The sequence below is a fragment of the Ochrobactrum quorumnocens genome, from assembly GCF_002278035.1.
In the GTDB taxonomy this organism is placed as follows: Bacteria; Pseudomonadota; Alphaproteobacteria; order Rhizobiales; family Rhizobiaceae; genus Brucella; species Brucella quorumnocens.
The window spans coordinates 1,090,103-1,108,684 of the sequence record NZ_CP022603.1; the positions used below are offsets into that span (position 1 = coordinate 1,090,103).

Consider the following 18,582-nt stretch of genomic DNA (forward strand, 5'->3'; position numbering starts at 1 on the left):
TATATTGACAACAATGCGTTGATTTTGGAGTCGTAAGATTAAATCCGGTTAGAAATTTTGCCAAACACTCGCTCAGCGCCGCGTAGGAACGCCTGGCTGAGAAGCTCGCCAAATAGCGTTGCGGCCTTATTTGCTATTAAGCAACATAGGGCGCATGCTGATTATCTCGGCAGCATGGGAAACGGGCGCTGTCGTTGAAGGGTAAGCCCCCTAGCTCGCAACAAAGGAGGACGCGATGTCTTCCAACTATTTAGATGCCAGCAACATCAATATGATAACACGGCTGCTTAGAGAAGCACGTCGTCCAGATGATCCCTCAGAGCTTAATAATAACGCAGCGCGGTTTCTGGTCCAAAAATTTAATGATGGAGTATGTGATGAGGGCCGTTTGCGGGTTGCATTGAAACGATTCCATTCTCGCAAAATCGCATTAAATGTTGCGGTCCAACGATGGGACAACGAGGGCGGCGCAGCAAAGAGAGAGCAAACATGAGTCTTTCATTTCCAAACGCCAGCAGAAGTTTCATCGATAGCCAAAACGGCGTACGCTTTATTGGCTATGATGGGATGATCTCTGTGCCCTTCTTGATAGACAAGAGCGCGCTCGAAACTGCTGGGCCAATAGCAAATACGGAAGCGTCATTTTTGTCTGCTTTCGATAGATCAAGAAAGTTAATCTATCGCGTTGCGTTCGAAATATACGCCCAGTCGCGACAGACATCTTATAAAATCACCGCGCGCAACATGGTTTAGCTTGAAATAATACCGAATCGTAGGTTCAGATGATCATGATGAGGCTTGGCTGAGCGGCTTTCGGCAAACGAGAAATGCCATGCCGTTGCAAATTGCAGCTGCTTTTGAAGCCGCACCCTATTTTTACGGGTATCTCTGAGAGAGCGCAGAGTTTGAGTGTGTTCTTTATTTGTCATAATTGCGAACTCCTCTAGTGAGGAAACTGATACGGGATTGGATTACAATTAAAGTTATAGTCACCGCTCTGGAATGAGAATAGTTCTCCGGGCCTCAATGTCAGGCCGGGACAACGCTCATCAGTTGAACCGTGTATCCGCCTGTCACGGTCCCGCGTGTCGCACAGCCACTTATGTGAGGATTGTCAACATCTCCCCAATAGGCTTGCGGAATGCAGATAAGAATTGGCCGATAAATAATCGTTTCAGCGCCGGCCTTGGCTGCCGCAATGAAGGATTGAAGCTGAACTGCTTGTCCGGGCGGCAATGGCACGGTTTCCATATCAACAATGCGATAGCTATCTGCATACTCGACGGTTGATATTGTCCTGCCGCCATACTTCGTCTGACTGGTTGGAATCGTAAGCTGGGGATACGACGGCTGGAAGCAGATACGTGAAGGAAGATCGATCATGGATTATCCTGTATAAAGGGAAAGTATTGGCGTGCCCACCGACTATTCAAGACCTCTGCTGGTAGGCTCATCAGATATAGCGGTGGAGTCTGCCTTTAAATGACCTCAATTGTTTTCTTGCTATCGAAACCGTTAAAGCCGATCCCTGATTGCCAGCACTATTTTTTCACTTGGAACTGCTGGCGCGGCTAAATAGTCCGTACCCGCAATCTGAAAGGAGGGCTTCATGTCTTCCAATATCCATCTTGTCGATTTTCATATCAGCAACCGCATCCTTAACCAGATGATGGCTAAGGCTGGCTATGTGACACTAAGAATGAAACCGTTATCGGGGCCGCTCTTTCACCAGTCAAAATTAATCCTGGAGAATTTTATGGCGGGTGTCATGCGCGATCATCGCGTTGATATTGCTCCATTGCCTGAAGCTACGTCAGCATATGGAACAGCCTAATTAGCTAAGCTTTATGGGGCGGGAATCTACCTTTCATAGGGGGCCGCCCGATATAAGTTTGTTACAAATATTAGTGCCATCATGTCAGATTTCTAATTTAATAGTATGATTTTTCATAAATATAACTTGACAAATACCATTAAATGTATTAGATGTTGTTCATCGATATTTTCTTGTTGAGTTTTGCTTTATTGCGCATTTAGCACCGCGCCCTGAACGAACCCCCTTTAAAAATCGTTTTCACTTTGTGTCACGCAACTGCGTGCTGCTATCTATACTGCTATGAAAGGGTTCATTATGACCACTGGCACAGTTAAATGGTTTAATTCCACAAAAGGCTTCGGCTTCATTCAGCCCGACAACGGCGGCGCTGATGCATTCGTTCATATCTCTGCCGTCGAGCGCGCCGGAATGCGCGAAATCGTCGAAGGCCAGAAGATTGGCTACGATTTGGAGCGCGACATGAAGTCGGGCAAAATGTCTGCCTGCAACCTGCAGGCTGCATAAATAGGTTTTCTTCTTTCCTTTGACCACGGATGTACTGGCACTGTTGAAAGAAGTTTACTTTTGAGGTCAGGCGTTGCCTGACCTTTTTTTATTTCAAAAGGAATTCATTTATGTCGATTGAAACGCAAACATTCTTCACAAAAGAGACGCTCTTTAAGCCAACATCGTCTGTTAAAGAGTCGATTGCTGATAGAGTAGATCGCACTGCTCGCTCCATACAACAAGTCGAGACGGATGCACGGATTGCAAAGACTCTCCGCCTGAGAAATGCTCGAATGGAATATGAACAGACTATTGTTCTGCCAGTTGCGAAAAAGAAGAGAACAAAGAAGTCACATTAGAGATCAGAAAAGTCGGAAACATACTCCCACAATGAAACGCTAACCATCCACCACGCAAACTGATAAGCGCATTTAAAACCCGACCGTAGCCGGGTTTTACAACCCAAGAATAAATCTACTTCAAGTAACCTTTAAATTTTGAGTTGAGTAGATCTGCTTCACGTTCGCGCCGTTTTGTTTCCTCCCTGTCGCGTTACTGTTCTACCCCCTCGCCCGCGTCGTCTTCTGTTCAAATACGCGATCCATACGCTCGGTAAGCCCATCAATGCGGTTTGCAACGCTTTCGATGGCACACGATTTGCGAGGTCTGCTCCTGCATCCCAGCCTTTGTGGCGAATGTTTCGGCAGCCCGCAGGTTGTAGTCTGATAGCTCCTGCCTCGTCAGCGCGGCGAGTGCGGTTGTTGCATCGGCTTTGGCGGCGGTTTCGTTTCTAGCCGCATTAATCTTGCTGTCGACGTACTTCCAAAAGACAAACAGGAAGCCGACTGCGCCCCTGATTTCAGTGCCGATCATTTCTCAGTATCCGTCACGGCCGTACCCCGCATAGCTTTTCTATTTTCTCATTCTCAGCCAGAATCTGACGCTTGGTTTCTGACGTGTCGTCATGACTTGCATAGATTGCCCTCGCCACGTCACAGTAACTACCGCTTGTCGCGCATCCACTTAGCAAGCCGAGCGTCAACAGCACTGTCATCAAGACGGCCAACTTCATTTTCTATCTTCCGTGCTTTGGTTACGGATCCTGCGTCGCGTGCGGTCTGGGCTGTTTTGCTGTCAGACCGGCCTTTGAGATACGCATTGACAAGGACGGTCAGCGCCGCAGCAATTGCCACGGCGTAGCCGGTAAGCTTGGAGCGTAGGGCCAAGAGCCAAGTTATGCCGCCCCCCTCTTCAGTTCCAGCCTGCCGCTATGCCAAAGCCAGAGGCCGCCACCCAAAGCAACCACGATCAAGGCAAAGGTCAGGAATGTCCATGGATTGGAAACTGTACCGATAAGTCCGGTAACAAACGTACCGCCGCCAGCTGCCACGATGGTCTGGACGGTCTTATCTTGCAGCAGTGGCACATCGTCAGGCTTGGCATCTTCGACAGATGCCGCCTTCATTTCGCGCGCTGCAGTGAGGCTGTCGAGGAAGTTGCGGTAATAGCCCGAGATCAGTGTGGCCTTATCGGTGCCGTTGACGGTGACGCGCGCGCTTTCCGGGTCGCCTTGCCCTTACCGAAAAAGTCACTCAGCTTTCGACCCGTGAACTTGCCCAGCAGCATACCTTCAAAGAGGATGCGGATCGCTGTTGCGAGTTCGAGCGCTTTCTCAGGCACATCAGCAATGCCGAACTTCTTATAATTGTCCTTGCCAGTGATCTGACGCAGGCGCCTGCCTCGATAAAGCCAACCGTCATTAGCGCCGTTGCTGCCCATGCGGCCGCCGTAGACCTTGTTTCAAGGGCTTGCGGATTGTTCACATAAGACTGAGCCGCAGCGATCAACGAGAAGCGTTTCGTCCATGTCTTTCGTATTTGCGCCGCACTGGTGTAATTCAGGTTCTCGACAACCAGCTGCATCTTGCCGTCTGTCTCGTGGAAGACGGCCGCCAAAAGGCGCGAGCCTCGCATATGCGAAGAACATTGTTTTGTTCATTAGATTGTCCCGAAATTAGATACGACAGAGCGCCAGCATGTGATGGGCCGTGACAGTGTGATTTCTTGAGACTGTGAGAAGATTTACTTGCGCATCATCCCGAGCCCCCAGCTTGAAGCCGGTGCGCAGCCCCGGCGGACTTTGCGGTTGCCGGGGTTTTTATTTATCAAGAGCTCGACTAACGTCGAACGGCGTTAAGATAAATGCGAATCAGTCTTAGTGCAGAACCTCGGTTAGCCCACGCTGCCGGGGTTTTTAATTAATTATTTGGCGCTAGCATCCTTCAGCGCTGATCGGTTCCTAAACACGAGAAAGCGTAGCCCTGGTTCAGTCGTTCCGCTGCCGGGCTTTTGTTTGTTCTGAGCCCGGTGTAAGCCTCTAAGGCACAATCCATCAATATAACGCGACTGGAGGTTTGTGCGGCCCCGGCTTTCTGAGAGGTCAGTCGGGGTCATCTTCATTGGAAATAGTTCCAATCATAGCCTATGACTTCTATTTCGGCATGAAAACACCGCATCTAGGGCGGTTAAGTGGCACGTTCAACAAAATTTGAGGCTGTTAATTCAGCGGTTTTGGGGTAATACCCCCTCACGATAGATAGCAGCTTGGAAATGTTCAGATGGATTGGTTCATTGTAGTCTTCGTTACGTTTAAGGTTGTCGTGTTAGGCACGGGCATGTTCTTCGCCATCAAGTGGCATCATGATCAAGCGAAGAAGCAGAAATAACGAACCAAGCGGACTGTTATCGCCCACCGAACCCAAGCTCGCCCGCTCCTAATCCGGTGCACATACCCCGGATCGCCCGCCAGCATCCGGGGCTTATACATTGTGAGGCCGGAGCATCTGTTATGATGCTCCGGCCTCTTTGTCATTGTTGCCACCATACACAGCAATGACGGGTGCAAATTGGTTGAGCCCATCGGGGCCAGAACTTTCGTTCGTAGAAAAGCATAACCCTTTGCACCTTAGAGGCATCGTCGCACCGTTGAGAGAGCTTCGCGCTCGTGTATAAGGGAGACCAGCCTCATAACTTATACTACGCGTTTTGTCGGCATCGAACGCCTCATTCTGGAGCCAACCGGTGGGTATGAACGGCGTGTTATTGAAGTTTTGCTTGCAGCACGGTTTCCGGTCGAGCGCCGATTGTTACGGGTTTATCAGATGTCACCCATGGTGGCGGTAACAGTTGCTTCAGTCGGGCCGTAGGCATTTAGAAGTAAGCGTCCGGGCTTTGTCCAACGGTTACCAGATTGAGGGACATGCTTCACCGCCGACCATAAGGAGACGCAGCTTGGGGATGTCACTTTCAATGGAAGACAGCAATGTCGGGCTGCAAGCCATGCAGTTAATGTCGTTCTTACGTAGAAAATCTGCCCGTTCTTCGCCCACCAGAGTCAACGGACGTGGTGCGGGGATTACAGTGGTGGCTGCCACAAAGGACCCAGTATTCTTCAGCCGAGAAATCGAAGGCTATCGTCATGCCGTGGCAAACACGGTCGCTAGGCTTGTATCCATATGAAACTGCTGCGACACGCAGGCAGTTGCAAAAGCTTTGATGACGAATAAGAACACCTTTAGGCCGTCCAGTCGTACCCGACGTATAAAGAAGGTAGCAAATCTCGTCCAGATTAGCTGCTCCCGTGGCAACATCCGATCGAGCATTGGAATGCTGAGAAATTTCCGTAGCGCAAGCGTCGATCAATATATGTGGAACAAGCATTTGTTCCACCCGTGCCAAATAAGCACGAAGCGAAATCACAAGCTTGACGGCGGCATCATCAATGATGAGTGCCGTGCGATCTTCTGGAAAGGCTGTGGCGAGTGGCACATAGGCAGCACCCACCTTCATCACAGCCAGAAGGGTGATGTAAGTCTCGGCAGAGCGATCAAACAGCAAACCAATGCGATCGCCAGGCTTCACGCCATGCTCAATCAACAGTCGCGCGAACTGATTGGCGCGCTCATCAAGCTCCTTGTATGGCCACGACCGTCCGTCAGAAATGACCGCGACAGAGCCTGCAAACTTCTCTGCAAGCCTCTCAAAAAGATTTCAAGCCGCTCGCCCAGTTCACCGGCCAGAGCAAAATCCGCACCGAGCAAAACCTGCTGATGCAGCGCAGAAGCGCTTGAAGCATGAAGCGGCATGCCCACATTCAGTTCACTTGCGCTTACGTCAATTTCATCATTTGTCGCTGCAATTTCATTCAAGCCAGCACCATTAGTACCGCGGCTCATTTTTTTAAATACTCACTGATCAAAGGTCGCGCATCGCCGGGCATTTGTACGCGTTAGGCGAGACACCTGCATGTGATCAGGTCGTCTATCGTCGGACTGTGCACAGTAGCTCATCTGACGTAGGCAACTACGCAAAATAATCAAAATAAGAAAGTGACATTCTCTTAACCAAAAATATTGTGTTGCAAGTGTTGCAGGTTAACGCGTGTATTGCCCCATATTTATACTCGAGTGTGATATATCACGGCAAGCGTTATCCAAGGATACCCGCAAATGGTCAACCTTCGCGTGTACGTTCCAGAAAGTTCGAAAACCGTTGGGGGCATCAAAAGTTCGTCAAACATGATGGCTTCTGGCGAGTTGCTACCCCTCCCCTCTTGTTGCCTTTGGCACAAGCACCTAGTGTCGGCGCGTGGAGATTAACGTTTTAAAAGATGCAGCACTTAACCAAAAGAACACTGGAAGAAACCGGCTGGGGAATCCCAGCATCCGTCGTTCTTCATCTGACTTTGGCATCATTGCTGCTTTATCGTGCGCCTGAATTGTCTCCTCCTGCTCAAGATCAAAGCGTTAACGTGGAACTTGTTCCTCCGAAGCCAGGCGCCCCCTCACCAAATAGCAAGTCGAATGCGGCTGCCCGGCGATCGCCTCAAGCTTTCGAGTCTGCATCAGCGCAAAAAGAGTCCCCATCCCCTGCGGACAGCTCCCAGCCAGTAATGGACAAGCCCGAGCCACAGCAAACAGCAGCCGACAATCATAATCCGGTATTGAAAGAAAAGAACGAAGCTCTCCAGAAATCCGATAGTAACGCCAAATCTGTCCCTGAATTGCGCACTAAGGCCGAAGGCCTGCCCGTTGAAACGAAAACCGCTGCTCCAGCAGCGCAAAATTCAATCGCAACGCCTGACAAGCACGCGGAAGTGAACTCCAAGCTCACTTCCGCGCAGCAGATCTATTCAAAGGATACCCTCGCTGATCCGCGCGTGAAGCAAGCGATCGGCAAGCTCCCTCAACGAGATCGGATCGTACAGATTTGCGGCATCGAGGCGCTGGAACAGGTTCGGCACCACAGACCTGGCACTTTTCCTGATATGCTAGCCCCCAGCGCTGGCGTTGTTTCAGAAACCAGCTTTACGATCCGCGACGGAGCTTTTCGTAGTCGGGCGAAGTGGTATTCGATCGACTTCCAATGTCAGGTCGATACCAAAGCGATGAAGATAACCGATTTCAGCTATTTAATTGGCAAGGCTATCCCCGAAGTGCAGTGGAATTCGAGACAGCTACCAAGAGACTAATCAGCGGGTACCGGCAAGTTTCCGGTGATGCGATCAATCAGTGGCTAATGTTGAAATCGCTACCGTTAGCACCCTCCCAGCCTAGTCTAGGCGCTTTGCATTTTTCGCTATTTGCTACATTCTGTTTTACATCTGCACATTCCGCAACGGAAACACTCGCGTTTTTCTGCACGGAACCAACACAACCAGCGCCTATTACCATCACAGCAACAAGCATCGCACCATTGATCAACTTCATGGTATTATATAACTCTTATTTTCTATGTTCGATTTTGTTTTACGACTTACTATTATCCAAATTTAATCACGATATTACGCCTCACATTCATGGCTATTGACGATTTATACCGAATATGTGAGCGTTAACTCACATTGTCTACTCGCATTAGGAAATCTGCATTATGGCCAAGCTGAGTACTACAAATCCCAGAAAATCGGCTTCGCAAGAGAGGTCAAAAATGACCGTCGAAGCGATACTGGATGCCACTGCTCGCGTTTTGGTACGTGAAGGATATGCCCGGACCAGCACAAATCGCATCGCCGTAGTAGCGGGTGTGAGCATCGGCTCGCTCTATCAATACTTCCCCAACAAGGAATCGCTGGTGGCTGCGCTCGTCGCAAGGCACAATCGTGAAATTCTGGCTCTGCTGGAAAACGCAATGCAGGAATGCGCGTCGGACGATCTAAATGGCGCGATGCGGGAGCTTATTCGCGCAATGATCGCAGCACATCGGGTCGATCCTGAGCTCCATCGCATACTTAAGGAAGAAGTACCCCGAATTGGAAAACTCGCCGAGGTGGAAGCCATCCGCAAGGATACGCTGCATCTGGTTCGGCATTATCTGGGAAAATGTAAAGACGACATTCAGCTCAAAGACCTCGACACCGCTGCATTTATTTGCGTCACAACTGTAGAGACGCTGACTCATGCGATCGTTCTCAATGACTGCGGCCACTCCCTTTCCGATGAAGCCGATATCGTCGAACATATCACACGGATGATCGCGGGGTATTTGGGTACTGCACCGCTGCCCATCCGCGCTATCTTGAAGGAAGCGGCTTAGTGCTACCAAGACGCTGAACGCGCCACCAGATGCAAACTCAAGACATAGCATGTAGCACAGATGTGATGGGAGGCCTCTTGCGCCGATTAAAGTGAACGCTGCAATCTTGTCGAAAATGGTGGACCAGTCTTTTGGTGAGCCCCGGTCAGTCGATGGCGCACCCCATTGACCACAATCCAGCCCTCGGGCGACGGACCGCGACGGAAACCGGACGCCATGCGTCTGCTCCATCCGTGCTGTTTGAATACGCCACTTTCGAAGCACCGCATTGGTCCTTTGCATCATGGCGCAGTCATTCCGAAAAGGACAATCCCTATCTACAATATACAAGTGCTAATCATCGGCGGCAGTCTCGTCGGTCTCTCCGCGGCTGCGTTCCTTGCCTGGCGTGGCGTAAAGGCGACAGTTATCGCAATCATCGCTTTTGCACCAGCGGCATCCGTTGCGCCCACTCCTATAGAACCCAGACCACCTGCGATGCACACTTCTGCTGCCAGTGCTGGGGTTGATACGCCAGCCATCAGCGCCTGAATGATGGTAAGTGTAATTCCAAGCTTCTTGAGCACGTCCATTTCTGCTCCTCTGGTGGCCATTGAGATTGAACCACCGCTACCGGGCTACCTCTGTGTTTTTACGCTTTTAGATAAGCAAAGCGGTTTCACGACGAGCAGGATGGTCCCCAACTAAATGCACCCGCAGCCGATCATTATTCATTGTTAGAGAACTAGCATTGATTTTTATTCTTAATAAGAGAATATATAGTCTCATACATTCTGCAATGGGGAATTTTAAAATGGATCTTGCAACACTTTCGGTGTTTCGCACGGTGGCTCAGGAGCGGAGTGTTACCCGAGCCGCGGATTTGCTTGGTCGCGTGCCTTCAAACGTAACGACCCGCATTCAACAGCTGGAGGCCGAGATCGGCGTACCGCTGTTTCAGCGCGATACAAAACGGATGTCACTGACCAGGGAAGGCGAGCTCTATCTTGGCTATACGAATCGGATCCTCAATCTCGCGGAAGAAGCGCAGCAGGTGGTCAATCCTGCAGAGCCTGCAGGCAGACTGCGTATCGGTTCGATGGAAAGCACAGTCGCAAGCAGGCTTCCGTTACCGCTCACCAGTTACAACCAACAGTGGCCACAGGTGACACTTGATCTGTCAACTGCGCCAACGCGTCAGCTCATTGACGCGTTGCTTGCCCACCACATCGACGGCGCACTGATAGCGATACCGTCCGGGGACCGGTCGCTTGACCCCAGAGAACTGGATATGATGCCGATCTTTCGGGAAGAATTGATTCTTCTTCTACCGGCAGAACACCCTGACGTGAGTTGCACAGACAACATTCGACCCAGAGTACTGGCGGCCTTTGCACCCGGCTGCACTTATCGCATGCTGGCCGAGGAATGGTTGAGCGGTTTTGGTTCATCAAGAGAACGTTTTGCAGTTCAGGAAGTAAAATCCTATCATGCAATGTTTGCTTGCACCGCTGCTGGCTCCTGCATCAGCATAATGCCGCGTAGCGTTGCGAACCTTGTACAGCATCTTGGAGCGGTCAAAGAACATCCTCTCATGATGGTGGATACGCATTTGGCCTGCCGTCCCGGCTTTTCCACCCCGGCTTTCGCCGAATTCCGCAAAACGCTTCAAGCCGTTTCAAATATCGAGGAATAGAACAATGCGCAACAGGCCTGAGAGCGGCGCTGCAATTGCTGCTGCATTGGTGCTAATCATCGGCATGGGATTTGGCCGCTTTGCTTTTACTGGTCTCTATCCGCTTATGGTTGCTGATGGGCAGATTTCTATTGAAGGCGGTTCTTATGCGGCGTCGACCAACTATGCCGGATATCTGATTGGGGCGTTGTTAGCAGTGCTACTCTCAGGTGTTTCAAGCCGCAAGTTATGCACCATCGCAACCGTGACCACGGTTATTGCTACCGCTTTGCTGGCTCTTCCTATCCCGGAATGGCTCATAATCATCATCCGCGGCTTTGCCGGCCTTTTTAGCGCCATTTCGATGATTGCTGCTTCGCATTGGCTGATCCATGATCAAAGGCTGCATGACAGTGCTCCAGTACTTTATTCAGGCGTGGGCATCGGCATTGTTGTTTCAGCGGAGATAATTGCGCTTAGCCATCTGGCGACGCTACCAAGCCATGCAATCTGGTTTATACTCGCGGTCGCAGCGCTCATACTAACAGTGACTGCTATCGCAATGCAGTGGATTTTGGAGCAACCATCCGCCCATCAGAACGCAGCAGCATCCGCCGCCGCCCAGAAGCAGTCTGATTCTTTTGGCCCGACACTGCTTGTTGCTGTTTATGGTTTAGCGGGCTTTGGTTACATCATCACAGCCACCTACCTACCGCTACTCGTTCGGAGTACGTTTGACGCGATTGATCCGGTGCATATCTGGGCGATTTTCGGCCTCGGAGCAGTGCCGTCGTGCTTTTTATGGCATTTTTTTCGCACACGATGGGGCAGTCGCGGGAGCCTTATGGTCAATCTCGCCGTACAGGCAATCGGGGTAGCCCTGCCGTTGCTGCATGTACCTGTCGCCTATATTGTCAGTGCATTGCTGGTTGGTGGCACTTTCATGGGAACGGTAACAATCGCTATGCCTGCGGCTCGTCATCTGAGCGCGAAAACCCGCGTCAACATGCTTGCAATTATGACCGCTTCCTATGGCGCGGGACAAATTATCGGCCCTCTTATGGCTAATGCACTATACGTGCGGACTTCATCCTTCGACGGCTCACTTATGGTCGCGGCTGCCGCTCTGATTGTTGGGGCTGTCCTCTGTCTCACTCCCAAATCATGGTCTTTGAATGAAGATACAACTGGCTAACCAGAGCCACTCACCACTTGCGCTGATCTAAGAGCCTGGACCGTGCGATGCAAACCACTGCCGTGGGCACCTTTGAACCACCAAACATCCCCATCGCGAATGTCGACCTTTAAGGTTTTATGTAGCTCCTCAAGTGTTTCAAGATAGCGTCCTCGCTTTGCCTCGGGCAGCTTTTGCCAGAATTCGCCATATGCTTCTCCCACGGCATAGACCTGCTCTATGGGAAGGTGAGCAATCACATGGGCAAGACGTGTATGAATGGCTTTTGAGTTTTGTCCAAGTTCAAGCATTTCGCCAAGAACCAGAACGCGCCGCGACGCTTTCATTTCTGCAGCAAGCGCCTCGGCCGCCGCCAACATTGCGATCGGAGCGGCGTTAAAGGCATCGTCGACGATCATTGCCTTGCCACCCAATGATGCAGAAACATAGAACGGTAAGCCGCGACCTGCGGGGGGAGACCATTGTTCCAGTATCTTCGCCGCGGCACGCCAATCCTCATGCGCCGCAGCCAGACAGGTCAATGTCCCCGCAACATTGACCGCCTGATGGCGTGCCCCCGGAATGAGCATCAGCTTAAATTGTTCATTTCCTATTTTATAATGGGCTTCACCAGACGAAGAATTAAAATCCGTCAGCCTCCAATCGGAAGCTTCGTGCGTTCCGTAGGTGACAATGTTCACGCCTTTGCGCTCGGCATGGCCCCTTACACGTTCGTAAAGCGTTGTGTCACGACAGATCACGGCAGTACCATCAGGCTCGAGTGCCCGGAGAACTGCAGATTTCGCATCTGCAATCCCCTCGACCCCATTAAACGCTTCCAGATGCGCTTCTGAAATGTTGGTGACGATCGCTATATTAGGCCTGAGCACAGAAGCTGATCGGGTTGCGTGCCCGACAGCAACTTCCTGAACGAGGTGGCTATGCTGAGGCTTGAGCGCAGTCAGTGTGCGCATAACCCCCATAAACATGTTCTGATTACCCGTGGTACCCAATATTTCTTTATCTGTGTGTAGTCCTCTAAGAGTCGACAACAGCATGCTGTTGACGCTTGATTTGCCTGCACTTCCTGTAACGGCGAAACAAGTTCCTTTAAATGCGTCACGACGCATAATCGCGAGCGCCTTTGTGGTACTCGACCATTTTTTATCATGGATATGCGGTACATCTGAAAGCGGCTGTTCTGGTGAAACCCCTATGGTTGCCACGATAGATGCTTTGTGTTTTCGTAGCTGTGCTTGTGTCAGTCCCATAGGACCGTCTTCTGTTTGCACAATTGCAACCGATTGATCGTTTAACGTTTCAACCGAAAATGACACTGCATTAAATTCGACCGCATCACTGTTTTGAGACAGTCCACTATCCGGGCCTAATAGGCGCCTAATTTCTCCCAACGTTGAAGGGGCAGGATTGCTATTCTGTACCCGTTTAGACGCATCTCTCAAAAGTTCGCATACGCTTCCAAAATCGGAATCACGTCGAGAACCTTTTACGAGCACAACATCATCTGGTTCCAATATAGGATAGAGAAACAGAGCCAGTTCTTTGGCCGTTGAAAAATGTGGTCCAAGAAGTTTGGAAGGCAGTTTCTCACGTAAAAAGCGCATTTCATCGCCGTGTGTGAGCACAATCTGGGGATGTGCCGTAAGCAGTGGTTCTGCAAGGCTTTCATGAAGTGGCTTGCCCATCTCTCCTAAATGCACAATGCGCCCCAGCACGGCGATTTTACGGCCTCTGTTCACTGGCGTGATTTTCTCGAGAACCGATATCGCATTGAGCATCGAACTGACTTCCGCATTCCAGCTATCATCGATAACCGTTGCAACGCCAGTGGAAAGAACCTGTACTGAAAACCGTTGCAGGCGGCCTGTCTGAACGGCCATATCTGACAGACTATGTGTCATCTTCGTGACGTCATGACCCATTGCATATAGGACGCAAAGTGCGGTCATCGCATTCGTTATCATGCCATTGCCTGGCAACGGGACTTCTAGAATTCCCTCTAATCCCTCCGGTGTGCGAAACCAAATCGTACTTGTCTCATCATTCAGTTGCCGGTCGACGATACGCATTGTGGCGCGCTCACTCTCGCCGAAGATAATAACTTTCTTCGCATGAGCATTGGCTTTGGCCAAGATGTCGTCAAAACAGGCAAGATGATCGCCAATAATCGCGACCGCCTTTCCAGTTAGCCCGTCGAAAATTCTCGATTTCCATTTTGCAACATCGCTAAGAGATTTCACCCGGCGATCAGACTGAGACAGACCTATTTCTGTCACCAAAGCAATTGTCGGCTCAATGAGCCGCGTAACCGGACCTCTCTCCATCCAAAGGGCACTTTGGGCAATTTCCACAATCGCTGCTTTGTGATCGAGTGAAAGATTTGCAAGCAGTGCCGGTGCACCGACACGTGAATTATAATTATCGTAACTAGAGAGAACCTGCAGATCCCTTCCGAGCATCTCGCGGATCATACTCACGGTCGTTGATTTACCAACAGTTCCGGTTACTGCGATGACATCATTCTTGTATCGCTGACGCGCAGCAATGCCCAACTCGATCAATGCTTTGATGGGATCTTGGACTTGCAAAAGTGGAAAATCACTCGACACGCCTGCAACTGGCTTGGAGACGATTGCCCCCGCGAATGCCGACGCTTTCTTAACGAGCAAGCTATGTGTGTCCATGCCGGATCGCTTCGTGGATGAATATTGTTCATGGAATGCAAGATGTTCAAATTCCGATGCAACATACAGGGTTGGTTGGTCGACAAATTTTTTATGGATCATTCCACGGATAACGGAACGAACAAACCAGCCTGGCGGAGGTGTGACGAGCCATTTGCCACCTGTGACTGCAGCCAGCTGATCGGCGGTCCAAGTTTGACCGGATATGCAATCATTGATGCTATCGTTAAACTGCTGGCGGTAGGCCCTTGACTTTGGCGATGCCGCCACAGGCTCCTTCAGGACCGGTGTTGGAAGGTTGGGAACAGCCAGCTCAATATTAAAGGGCAGCACGAGTGGAGCAGCCTCATAGCTTTTCGACACGATGCCAATGGATACTTGCAGATCAACATTTTCCCAGTCCTTCAAATATGGAGGACGTAATCCGTAGAAATCACGATAAATCTGTCCCGACTTCCATACGCTGGTTGGCACAAGCCAGTCGCATGGATCATGATCCATGGAACGACCCCAGGCGCGCATTCGTGTCGGCTTTACAGGGACAGCTTGAATGTCGAGCCGAATATCTTCATCGATTTGGCAATCAGCCCTCCAGAATGTTTCAACCCAAAGCATGCGTCGATCGGTAAATTTTTGCGGTGAAACGCGAAAACCCAGTAAGGTGAGTGGACCAATGTGGACCGGCGTAATGCGCGCATCACCTGGCACCACGTCCGGGGTCCAGCGTTTATCGAGTTGATAAGTCAGTGCATTTGGCAGACCAGAATTTTCACTGTTTGGGGTACCCCGATCAGTGGCAATACTCGGAGTAGAATGCGCCTCTGGTGAAAGAGACACTATTCCTCGCCCTGATGCGCTTACCTGCATTTGGGTGCCAGCAGTGAGACATTGTTTTGCAAACTCTTGTGCGGCTTCGCGTGCCCGGGGCCCCTCCAACTGGTGCGTTGTACCAAAACCTCCAATAAGCGGTGTAAAGATAATGGTCTCTACGCCGTTGGAACTCACCTCTAGCGAGAACAACCCGGTTTTCGTAATTTTGCCCTGAATGGCATCAAACAAAAAGTCGCCCGCATCATGGATAATCGGGCGACCTTTATAGATTTCAATTTCTTGAAGCAGATGAGCCGATGCACCCAATACGGCATCAGCACCCGCCTCTATGATCGCGTGGCCTACCGCTATTTCATCAGATGACGGCTCTGGTCTCAGATTTTCGCCCCAATGGACCGCAACAAGGACTACTTGTGCTCGCTTTCTGGCATCAGCGATCCTTGGAGCCAGCGTATCGATCCATGCTTGAGGATCATTCAACGGCAAGTGTGCAGAGCCTGCTGTACTTTTTGTTGCGGCAAAGCGATGTTGGGTCGCATCAACAGAGAATATCGCGACCTTCAGATCTCCAACTGGTTTAATGACGGGGCTAAAGGCAGCATTTAAGTTTTCACCCGTGCCTACTGATGAAATCCCCGCGTCTCTTAGAAACTCGGCCTGCTGTAGCAATGCTTGCGACCCATAATCTCCACTGTGATTATTCGCAGTGGCAACCACATCGATCCCCACATGGGTCAGGAGTTCGAGCATCTGTGGCCGTGCTCGATAATAATATGGACCGCCCTCGCCTTTATTGACACCTTGCTCGCCCAGGGTTGAGACAACACACTCCAAATTAATAATTCGAAGATTTGCTTTTCTGAGCTCCGGGATATTCAATACATTTTCGAGACCCAATTCACTAAGACGATAATGTTGTCGACGACCAAGATTAACGTCCCCGCCCCAGGCAATGACCGGGCCTTTCGGGTGATGATCATCCACAATTGCGCCATCCAGCTCCCATGGAGCCTTCCAATCGGGCCGCTTCAACCGATATTCTCGATACGCTATCAAACCTGAAAGATAGTGTTCAACATCGTCAATACGCACGCGAAATGCGTGATGTCGTATGAAAAAACTTCCTACCATTCGGGCCGGATTGGCAAAGAACATAGCGATTTCAGGCCAGAAGTGCCCGTTCGTGAGGTAATGCGCTCGAGTTTCGAGCGCATTGTAGAATTTTTTCTTATCAATGATCGTTAGGAGGCTGCTCAGTGAACTGTCCGCTTCGAGCCGCGCAATCATTTGTTGTGCCGCCATCATGAGCTCAAGCAAAGTCGGAAACGTGGTAATCCGCTCAGTCACGAAATCCAGATAGTCGGCAAAATTCTTCAGTCCAAACTCGTAATAGCGACGTTCGGGCCGGTAGCGCGTGAGTTCGTTGACCGCATATGCAAGCCAATGATCATGCGCTTTCCAGTGATCGGCAGCGATAAAATAGTCGAAGGCTCGTTCAACACAACGAAGCCATCTCGGGTCTTTGGTTTGCGCATAAAGCCGCAGTAATCCAAAGGCGGCTTCACCATCATAGTAAATAGTTCTGAAACCGGCCTTCACGTCTAATTTGGGATACTGCAGAACATGGGCGAACTGCCCTGTTTGAGAATCCTGCATAGCGCAGATCGCGAGGGCCAATTGTTCAAGAAGAACATTATAACGCGACGTTTGATGCAACTCGCTATATTTAACGAGAGCCAGCAAGCAGACCGCATTTCCGCCTAGCTTCACCTCATTCTGTGCGTCGACAAGAACGGCCATTTTCTCGCCCTGATGATCCAGAGTCTTAATCAGCTTATCAGTCAGATAAGAAAGACCGCGTTCAATGGCTTCTCCAAGCTCACTATCACGCGTAACCTCATAAGCCTCGATCATCGCATAAAGCGAGCTTGCGTGGCGCAACGCATTGTAAGTCTTGATCTCATGATCAAAACAAGGGTGCCAGCCATAGATGAAGCGGCCACTCTCCAAAGTCTGGGAAGCGAGATAACGGCTTCCTCCCGCGATCAACTGATCGATATCGTTTAACTGAAGTGCTTCTATATTCCGGCGCCCGCAATTCGATCCATGCCCTGTAATCCTGTAGATTGTGGAATCATTAGATGTGAGAAAAACACCTGCCGTGGAAAAGCGAAAGACCGCGTCTTCATCTGAGAGTGCAAGTTTATCTTTGCCATGGCGCAGCTTTAGATAACGACCAAAGTTTCCGGTGTTAAAGACACCGTTTGCGGCGTTGCCCCCGCCATAAAGAATTGCATTTGCATTAAGTTCCGCCTCAAGAAAGGCGATGTCAAACTGCTGATCGAACGCAATACCATATCTGAAGTAGTTGCGTTTTGTGGCTTCAATCTGTGACTTGAGCTTTTGCCACGTCAGAACTTCAACATTGTTTGGCCACTCGATACGAAGCCATTCAACTTTAAGCGTATTGGATAACAGCTCTTGTTTAGCTTTTTCTATGAGAGCTTTCCAGCAATCCTCTAAGCTTGCAGCAGAAGCGTTCACGGTTATTGCGCGATGCTTTCCATCGGTCATAGAGAGGAACAGTGTGTGGGAAGGAAAAGCGCCAGTTAAAGAAACGTATTTTGTAAAGACAGCTTGTTTGGCGCGTTCTAATAGATGCACAAAATTGGCTTGCATGCTCTCTTCCCCATTATGCATTTAAACCACGTTAAAAGGGCATTGAACCGTAGGATCCTCTTCTTCGTCTTTCACTTTGGTGTTGTCAGGAACCATTCATCTGAATTTATTTCACCTTTTGGCATATTAGCCAACGTGAAACCCTTCACCTAAGTTAAAAATCAAGCGCAACACTTGTTTCTGGACCATTGAGTGAAGGTGTTAGTTTGTGGAAAACGAACTAATTCGCTGATTTGACTCAAACATAGCGGGCAAGGCTTCCGGATTTCTTACAGTCTAAATGTGATGTGGGAACGCGAAGTGACCGCCTCTGATATTTAGCTCAAGTCGCGGAAGTCGATGCTCAGGCCGACAAAATCCGAGATCGTAGACCGAGCTGCGGAATTATTTGCCCGGCATGGCTTCACGCATACATTCTTGCAACAAATAGCAAACTGGCTTACTGAGTAAAAATATCTCTCGCCTTGTGAAACATACACGCTCATGGAACGGCCATGGGAAACGTCGAAATGCGTGCATTGGAACAACTTCTGCAACTTTCGGCATTCGTAGAAATTAACATCTACTCACATCATAATTTTGAGTATTTGATTCCAATCAATGCCGTTTAGATCGGATTTCAG

The 18,582-nt window shown here is 50.1% G+C and carries 19 protein-coding genes and 1 pseudogene; 11 read left to right on the forward strand and 9 right to left on the reverse strand.

The features are described 5' to 3' along the window. The first annotated feature begins 235 nt into the window (after positions 1 to 235). Together CES85_RS05190 and CES85_RS05195 are read left to right on the forward strand one after the other, a co-directional pair. Positions 236 to 493 (forward strand): hypothetical protein, encoded by a 258-nt coding sequence (locus tag CES85_RS05190; RefSeq protein ID WP_095444934.1) that lies wholly within the window; start codon positions 236 to 238, stop codon positions 491 to 493. Then, positions 490 to 753 (forward strand): DUF1488 family protein, encoded by a 264-nt coding sequence (locus CES85_RS05195; protein WP_095444935.1) that lies wholly within the window; start codon positions 490 to 492, stop codon positions 751 to 753. Before CES85_RS05190 ends, CES85_RS05195 begins: the two co-directional genes overlap by 4 nt. Here CES85_RS05195 and CES85_RS27055 read toward each other — a convergent pair. Together CES85_RS27055 and CES85_RS05200 are read right to left on the reverse strand one after the other, a co-directional pair. Then, the gene (locus tag CES85_RS27055) at positions 750 to 929 is read right to left on the reverse strand and encodes a hypothetical protein (RefSeq protein WP_157743404.1); all 180 of its coding nucleotides are present in this window, start codon (positions 927 to 929) and stop codon (positions 750 to 752) included. The genes CES85_RS05195 and CES85_RS27055 overlap by 4 nt on opposite strands. A 100-nt stretch (positions 930 to 1,029) precedes the next feature. Beyond that, a complete protein-coding gene (locus CES85_RS05200) occupies positions 1,030 to 1,383 on the reverse strand; it encodes a hypothetical protein (protein ID WP_095444936.1) in 354 nt (117 codons plus the stop codon). Positions 1,384 to 1,609: 226 nt separating this feature from the next. Here CES85_RS05200 and CES85_RS05205 point away from each other — a divergent pair, with 226 nt between their 5' ends. The 3 genes from CES85_RS05205 (at position 1,610) to CES85_RS05215 (ending at position 2,682) form a co-directional block, all read left to right on the forward strand. After that, positions 1,610 to 1,834: a hypothetical protein gene (locus tag CES85_RS05205; protein WP_095444937.1), complete on the forward strand. Its 225-nt coding sequence runs from the start codon at positions 1,610 to 1,612 to the stop codon at positions 1,832 to 1,834. 297 nt (positions 1,835 to 2,131) lie between these two features. After that, positions 2,132 to 2,341, forward strand: coding sequence for a cold-shock protein (locus CES85_RS05210; protein ID WP_095444059.1), 210 nt, complete (start codon positions 2,132 to 2,134; stop codon positions 2,339 to 2,341). A gap of 110 nt (positions 2,342 to 2,451) precedes the next feature. Next, on the forward strand, positions 2,452 to 2,682 hold the full coding sequence (locus CES85_RS05215) for a hypothetical protein (protein WP_095444938.1): 231 nt from the start codon (positions 2,452 to 2,454) through the stop codon (positions 2,680 to 2,682). Between the two features lie 262 nt (positions 2,683 to 2,944). Here the strand turns inward: CES85_RS05215 and CES85_RS05220 are convergent, their stop codons facing one another. The 4 genes from CES85_RS05220 to CES85_RS27675 form a co-directional block, all read right to left on the reverse strand. Beyond that, positions 2,945 to 3,196, reverse strand: a complete 252-nt coding sequence (locus CES85_RS05220; RefSeq protein WP_244923151.1) for a hypothetical protein — start codon at positions 3,194 to 3,196, stop codon at positions 2,945 to 2,947. A gap of 128 nt (positions 3,197 to 3,324) precedes the next feature. After that, on the reverse strand, positions 3,325 to 3,549 hold the full coding sequence (locus CES85_RS05225; protein ID WP_095444939.1) for a hypothetical protein: 225 nt from the start codon (positions 3,547 to 3,549) through the stop codon (positions 3,325 to 3,327). Between the two features lie 8 nt (positions 3,550 to 3,557). Next, entirely contained in the window at positions 3,558 to 3,788 is a 231-nt protein-coding gene (locus tag CES85_RS27670; RefSeq protein ID WP_244923152.1) for a hypothetical protein, read from the reverse strand. Positions 3,789 to 3,838: 50 nt separating this feature from the next. Further along, on the reverse strand, positions 3,839 to 4,102 hold the full coding sequence (locus CES85_RS27675; RefSeq protein WP_244923153.1) for a hypothetical protein: 264 nt from the start codon (positions 4,100 to 4,102) through the stop codon (positions 3,839 to 3,841). A gap of 1,246 nt (positions 4,103 to 5,348) precedes the next feature. On the opposite strand from CES85_RS27675, the pseudogene CES85_RS28285 reads away from it, so the two are divergent. Next, a pseudogene (locus CES85_RS28285) lies at positions 5,349 to 5,462 on the forward strand (IS110 family transposase); the annotation flags it as partial. A 217-nt stretch (positions 5,463 to 5,679) separates the two neighbouring features. On the opposite strand, the gene CES85_RS28145 reads toward CES85_RS28285, so the two are convergent. Continuing rightward, entirely contained in the window at positions 5,680 to 6,324 is a 645-nt protein-coding gene (locus tag CES85_RS28145; protein WP_342352141.1) for an AMP-binding protein, read from the reverse strand. Further along, on the reverse strand, positions 6,255 to 6,557 hold the full coding sequence (locus tag CES85_RS28150; protein ID WP_342352135.1) for a hypothetical protein: 303 nt from the start codon (positions 6,555 to 6,557) through the stop codon (positions 6,255 to 6,257). Before CES85_RS28150 ends, CES85_RS28145 begins: the two co-directional genes overlap by 70 nt. A 434-nt stretch (positions 6,558 to 6,991) precedes the next feature. Between CES85_RS28150 and CES85_RS05245 the strand changes: the two genes are divergently transcribed. From CES85_RS05245 to CES85_RS05265, 5 genes are all read left to right on the forward strand, one after another. Next, positions 6,992 to 7,852 (forward strand): DUF930 domain-containing protein, encoded by an 861-nt coding sequence (locus tag CES85_RS05245; RefSeq protein WP_095444941.1) that lies wholly within the window; start codon positions 6,992 to 6,994, stop codon positions 7,850 to 7,852. A 458-nt stretch (positions 7,853 to 8,310) separates the two neighbouring features. After that, positions 8,311 to 8,916, forward strand: coding sequence for a TetR/AcrR family transcriptional regulator (locus CES85_RS05250; RefSeq protein ID WP_095444942.1), 606 nt, complete (start codon positions 8,311 to 8,313; stop codon positions 8,914 to 8,916). A gap of 216 nt (positions 8,917 to 9,132) precedes the next feature. Next, on the forward strand, positions 9,133 to 9,447 hold the full coding sequence (locus CES85_RS28225; RefSeq protein WP_208636258.1) for an FAD-dependent monooxygenase: 315 nt from the start codon (positions 9,133 to 9,135) through the stop codon (positions 9,445 to 9,447). 262 nt (positions 9,448 to 9,709) lie between these two features. After that, a complete protein-coding gene (locus CES85_RS05260; RefSeq protein WP_095444943.1) occupies positions 9,710 to 10,591 on the forward strand; it encodes a LysR substrate-binding domain-containing protein in 882 nt (293 codons plus the stop codon). A 4-nt stretch (positions 10,592 to 10,595) separates the two neighbouring features. Next, on the forward strand, positions 10,596 to 11,765 hold the full coding sequence (locus tag CES85_RS05265) for a YbfB/YjiJ family MFS transporter (protein WP_095444944.1): 1,170 nt from the start codon (positions 10,596 to 10,598) through the stop codon (positions 11,763 to 11,765). Here CES85_RS05265 and CES85_RS05270 read toward each other — a convergent pair. After that, entirely contained in the window at positions 11,762 to 17,959 is a 6,198-nt protein-coding gene (locus CES85_RS05270; RefSeq protein ID WP_167388248.1) for a CapA family protein, read from the reverse strand. The two genes, CES85_RS05265 and CES85_RS05270, sit on opposite strands and share 4 nt — an antisense overlap. Between the last annotated feature and the right edge of the window lie 623 nt (positions 17,960 to 18,582).

What these genes read in the sequence shown, in the direction of transcription:
- CES85_RS27675 (WP_244923153.1), bottom strand. Translation starts at nt 4,102, where the DNA reads ATGGGCAGCAACGGCGCTAATGACGGTTGGCTTTATCGAGGCAGGCGC.
- CES85_RS05270 (WP_167388248.1), bottom strand. Translation starts at nt 17,959, where the DNA reads ATGCAAGCCAATTTTGTGCATCTATTAGAACGCGCCAAACAAGCTGTC.
- CES85_RS27670 (WP_244923152.1), bottom strand. Translation starts at nt 3,788, where the DNA reads ATGAAGGCGGCATCTGTCGAAGATGCCAAGCCTGACGATGTGCCACTG.
- CES85_RS05245 (WP_095444941.1), top strand. Translation starts at nt 6,992, where the DNA reads ATGCAGCACTTAACCAAAAGAACACTGGAAGAAACCGGCTGGGGAATC.
- CES85_RS28225 (WP_208636258.1), top strand. Translation starts at nt 9,133, where the DNA reads ATGCGTCTGCTCCATCCGTGCTGTTTGAATACGCCACTTTCGAAGCAC.
- CES85_RS05215 (WP_095444938.1), top strand. Translation starts at nt 2,452, where the DNA reads ATGTCGATTGAAACGCAAACATTCTTCACAAAAGAGACGCTCTTTAAG.
- CES85_RS05220 (WP_244923151.1), bottom strand. Translation starts at nt 3,196, where the DNA reads ATGATCGGCACTGAAATCAGGGGCGCAGTCGGCTTCCTGTTTGTCTTT.
- CES85_RS05265 (WP_095444944.1), top strand. Translation starts at nt 10,596, where the DNA reads ATGCGCAACAGGCCTGAGAGCGGCGCTGCAATTGCTGCTGCATTGGTG.
- CES85_RS05210 (WP_095444059.1), top strand. Translation starts at nt 2,132, where the DNA reads ATGACCACTGGCACAGTTAAATGGTTTAATTCCACAAAAGGCTTCGGC.
- CES85_RS27055 (WP_157743404.1), bottom strand. Translation starts at nt 929, where the DNA reads ATGACAAATAAAGAACACACTCAAACTCTGCGCTCTCTCAGAGATACC.
- CES85_RS05260 (WP_095444943.1), top strand. Translation starts at nt 9,710, where the DNA reads ATGGATCTTGCAACACTTTCGGTGTTTCGCACGGTGGCTCAGGAGCGG.
- CES85_RS05205 (WP_095444937.1), top strand. Translation starts at nt 1,610, where the DNA reads ATGTCTTCCAATATCCATCTTGTCGATTTTCATATCAGCAACCGCATC.
- CES85_RS05200 (WP_095444936.1), bottom strand. Translation starts at nt 1,383, where the DNA reads ATGATCGATCTTCCTTCACGTATCTGCTTCCAGCCGTCGTATCCCCAG.
- CES85_RS05195 (WP_095444935.1), top strand. Translation starts at nt 490, where the DNA reads ATGAGTCTTTCATTTCCAAACGCCAGCAGAAGTTTCATCGATAGCCAA.
- CES85_RS05190 (WP_095444934.1), top strand. Translation starts at nt 236, where the DNA reads ATGTCTTCCAACTATTTAGATGCCAGCAACATCAATATGATAACACGG.
- CES85_RS28150 (WP_342352135.1), bottom strand. Translation starts at nt 6,557, where the DNA reads ATGAGCCGCGGTACTAATGGTGCTGGCTTGAATGAAATTGCAGCGACA.
- CES85_RS05250 (WP_095444942.1), top strand. Translation starts at nt 8,311, where the DNA reads ATGACCGTCGAAGCGATACTGGATGCCACTGCTCGCGTTTTGGTACGT.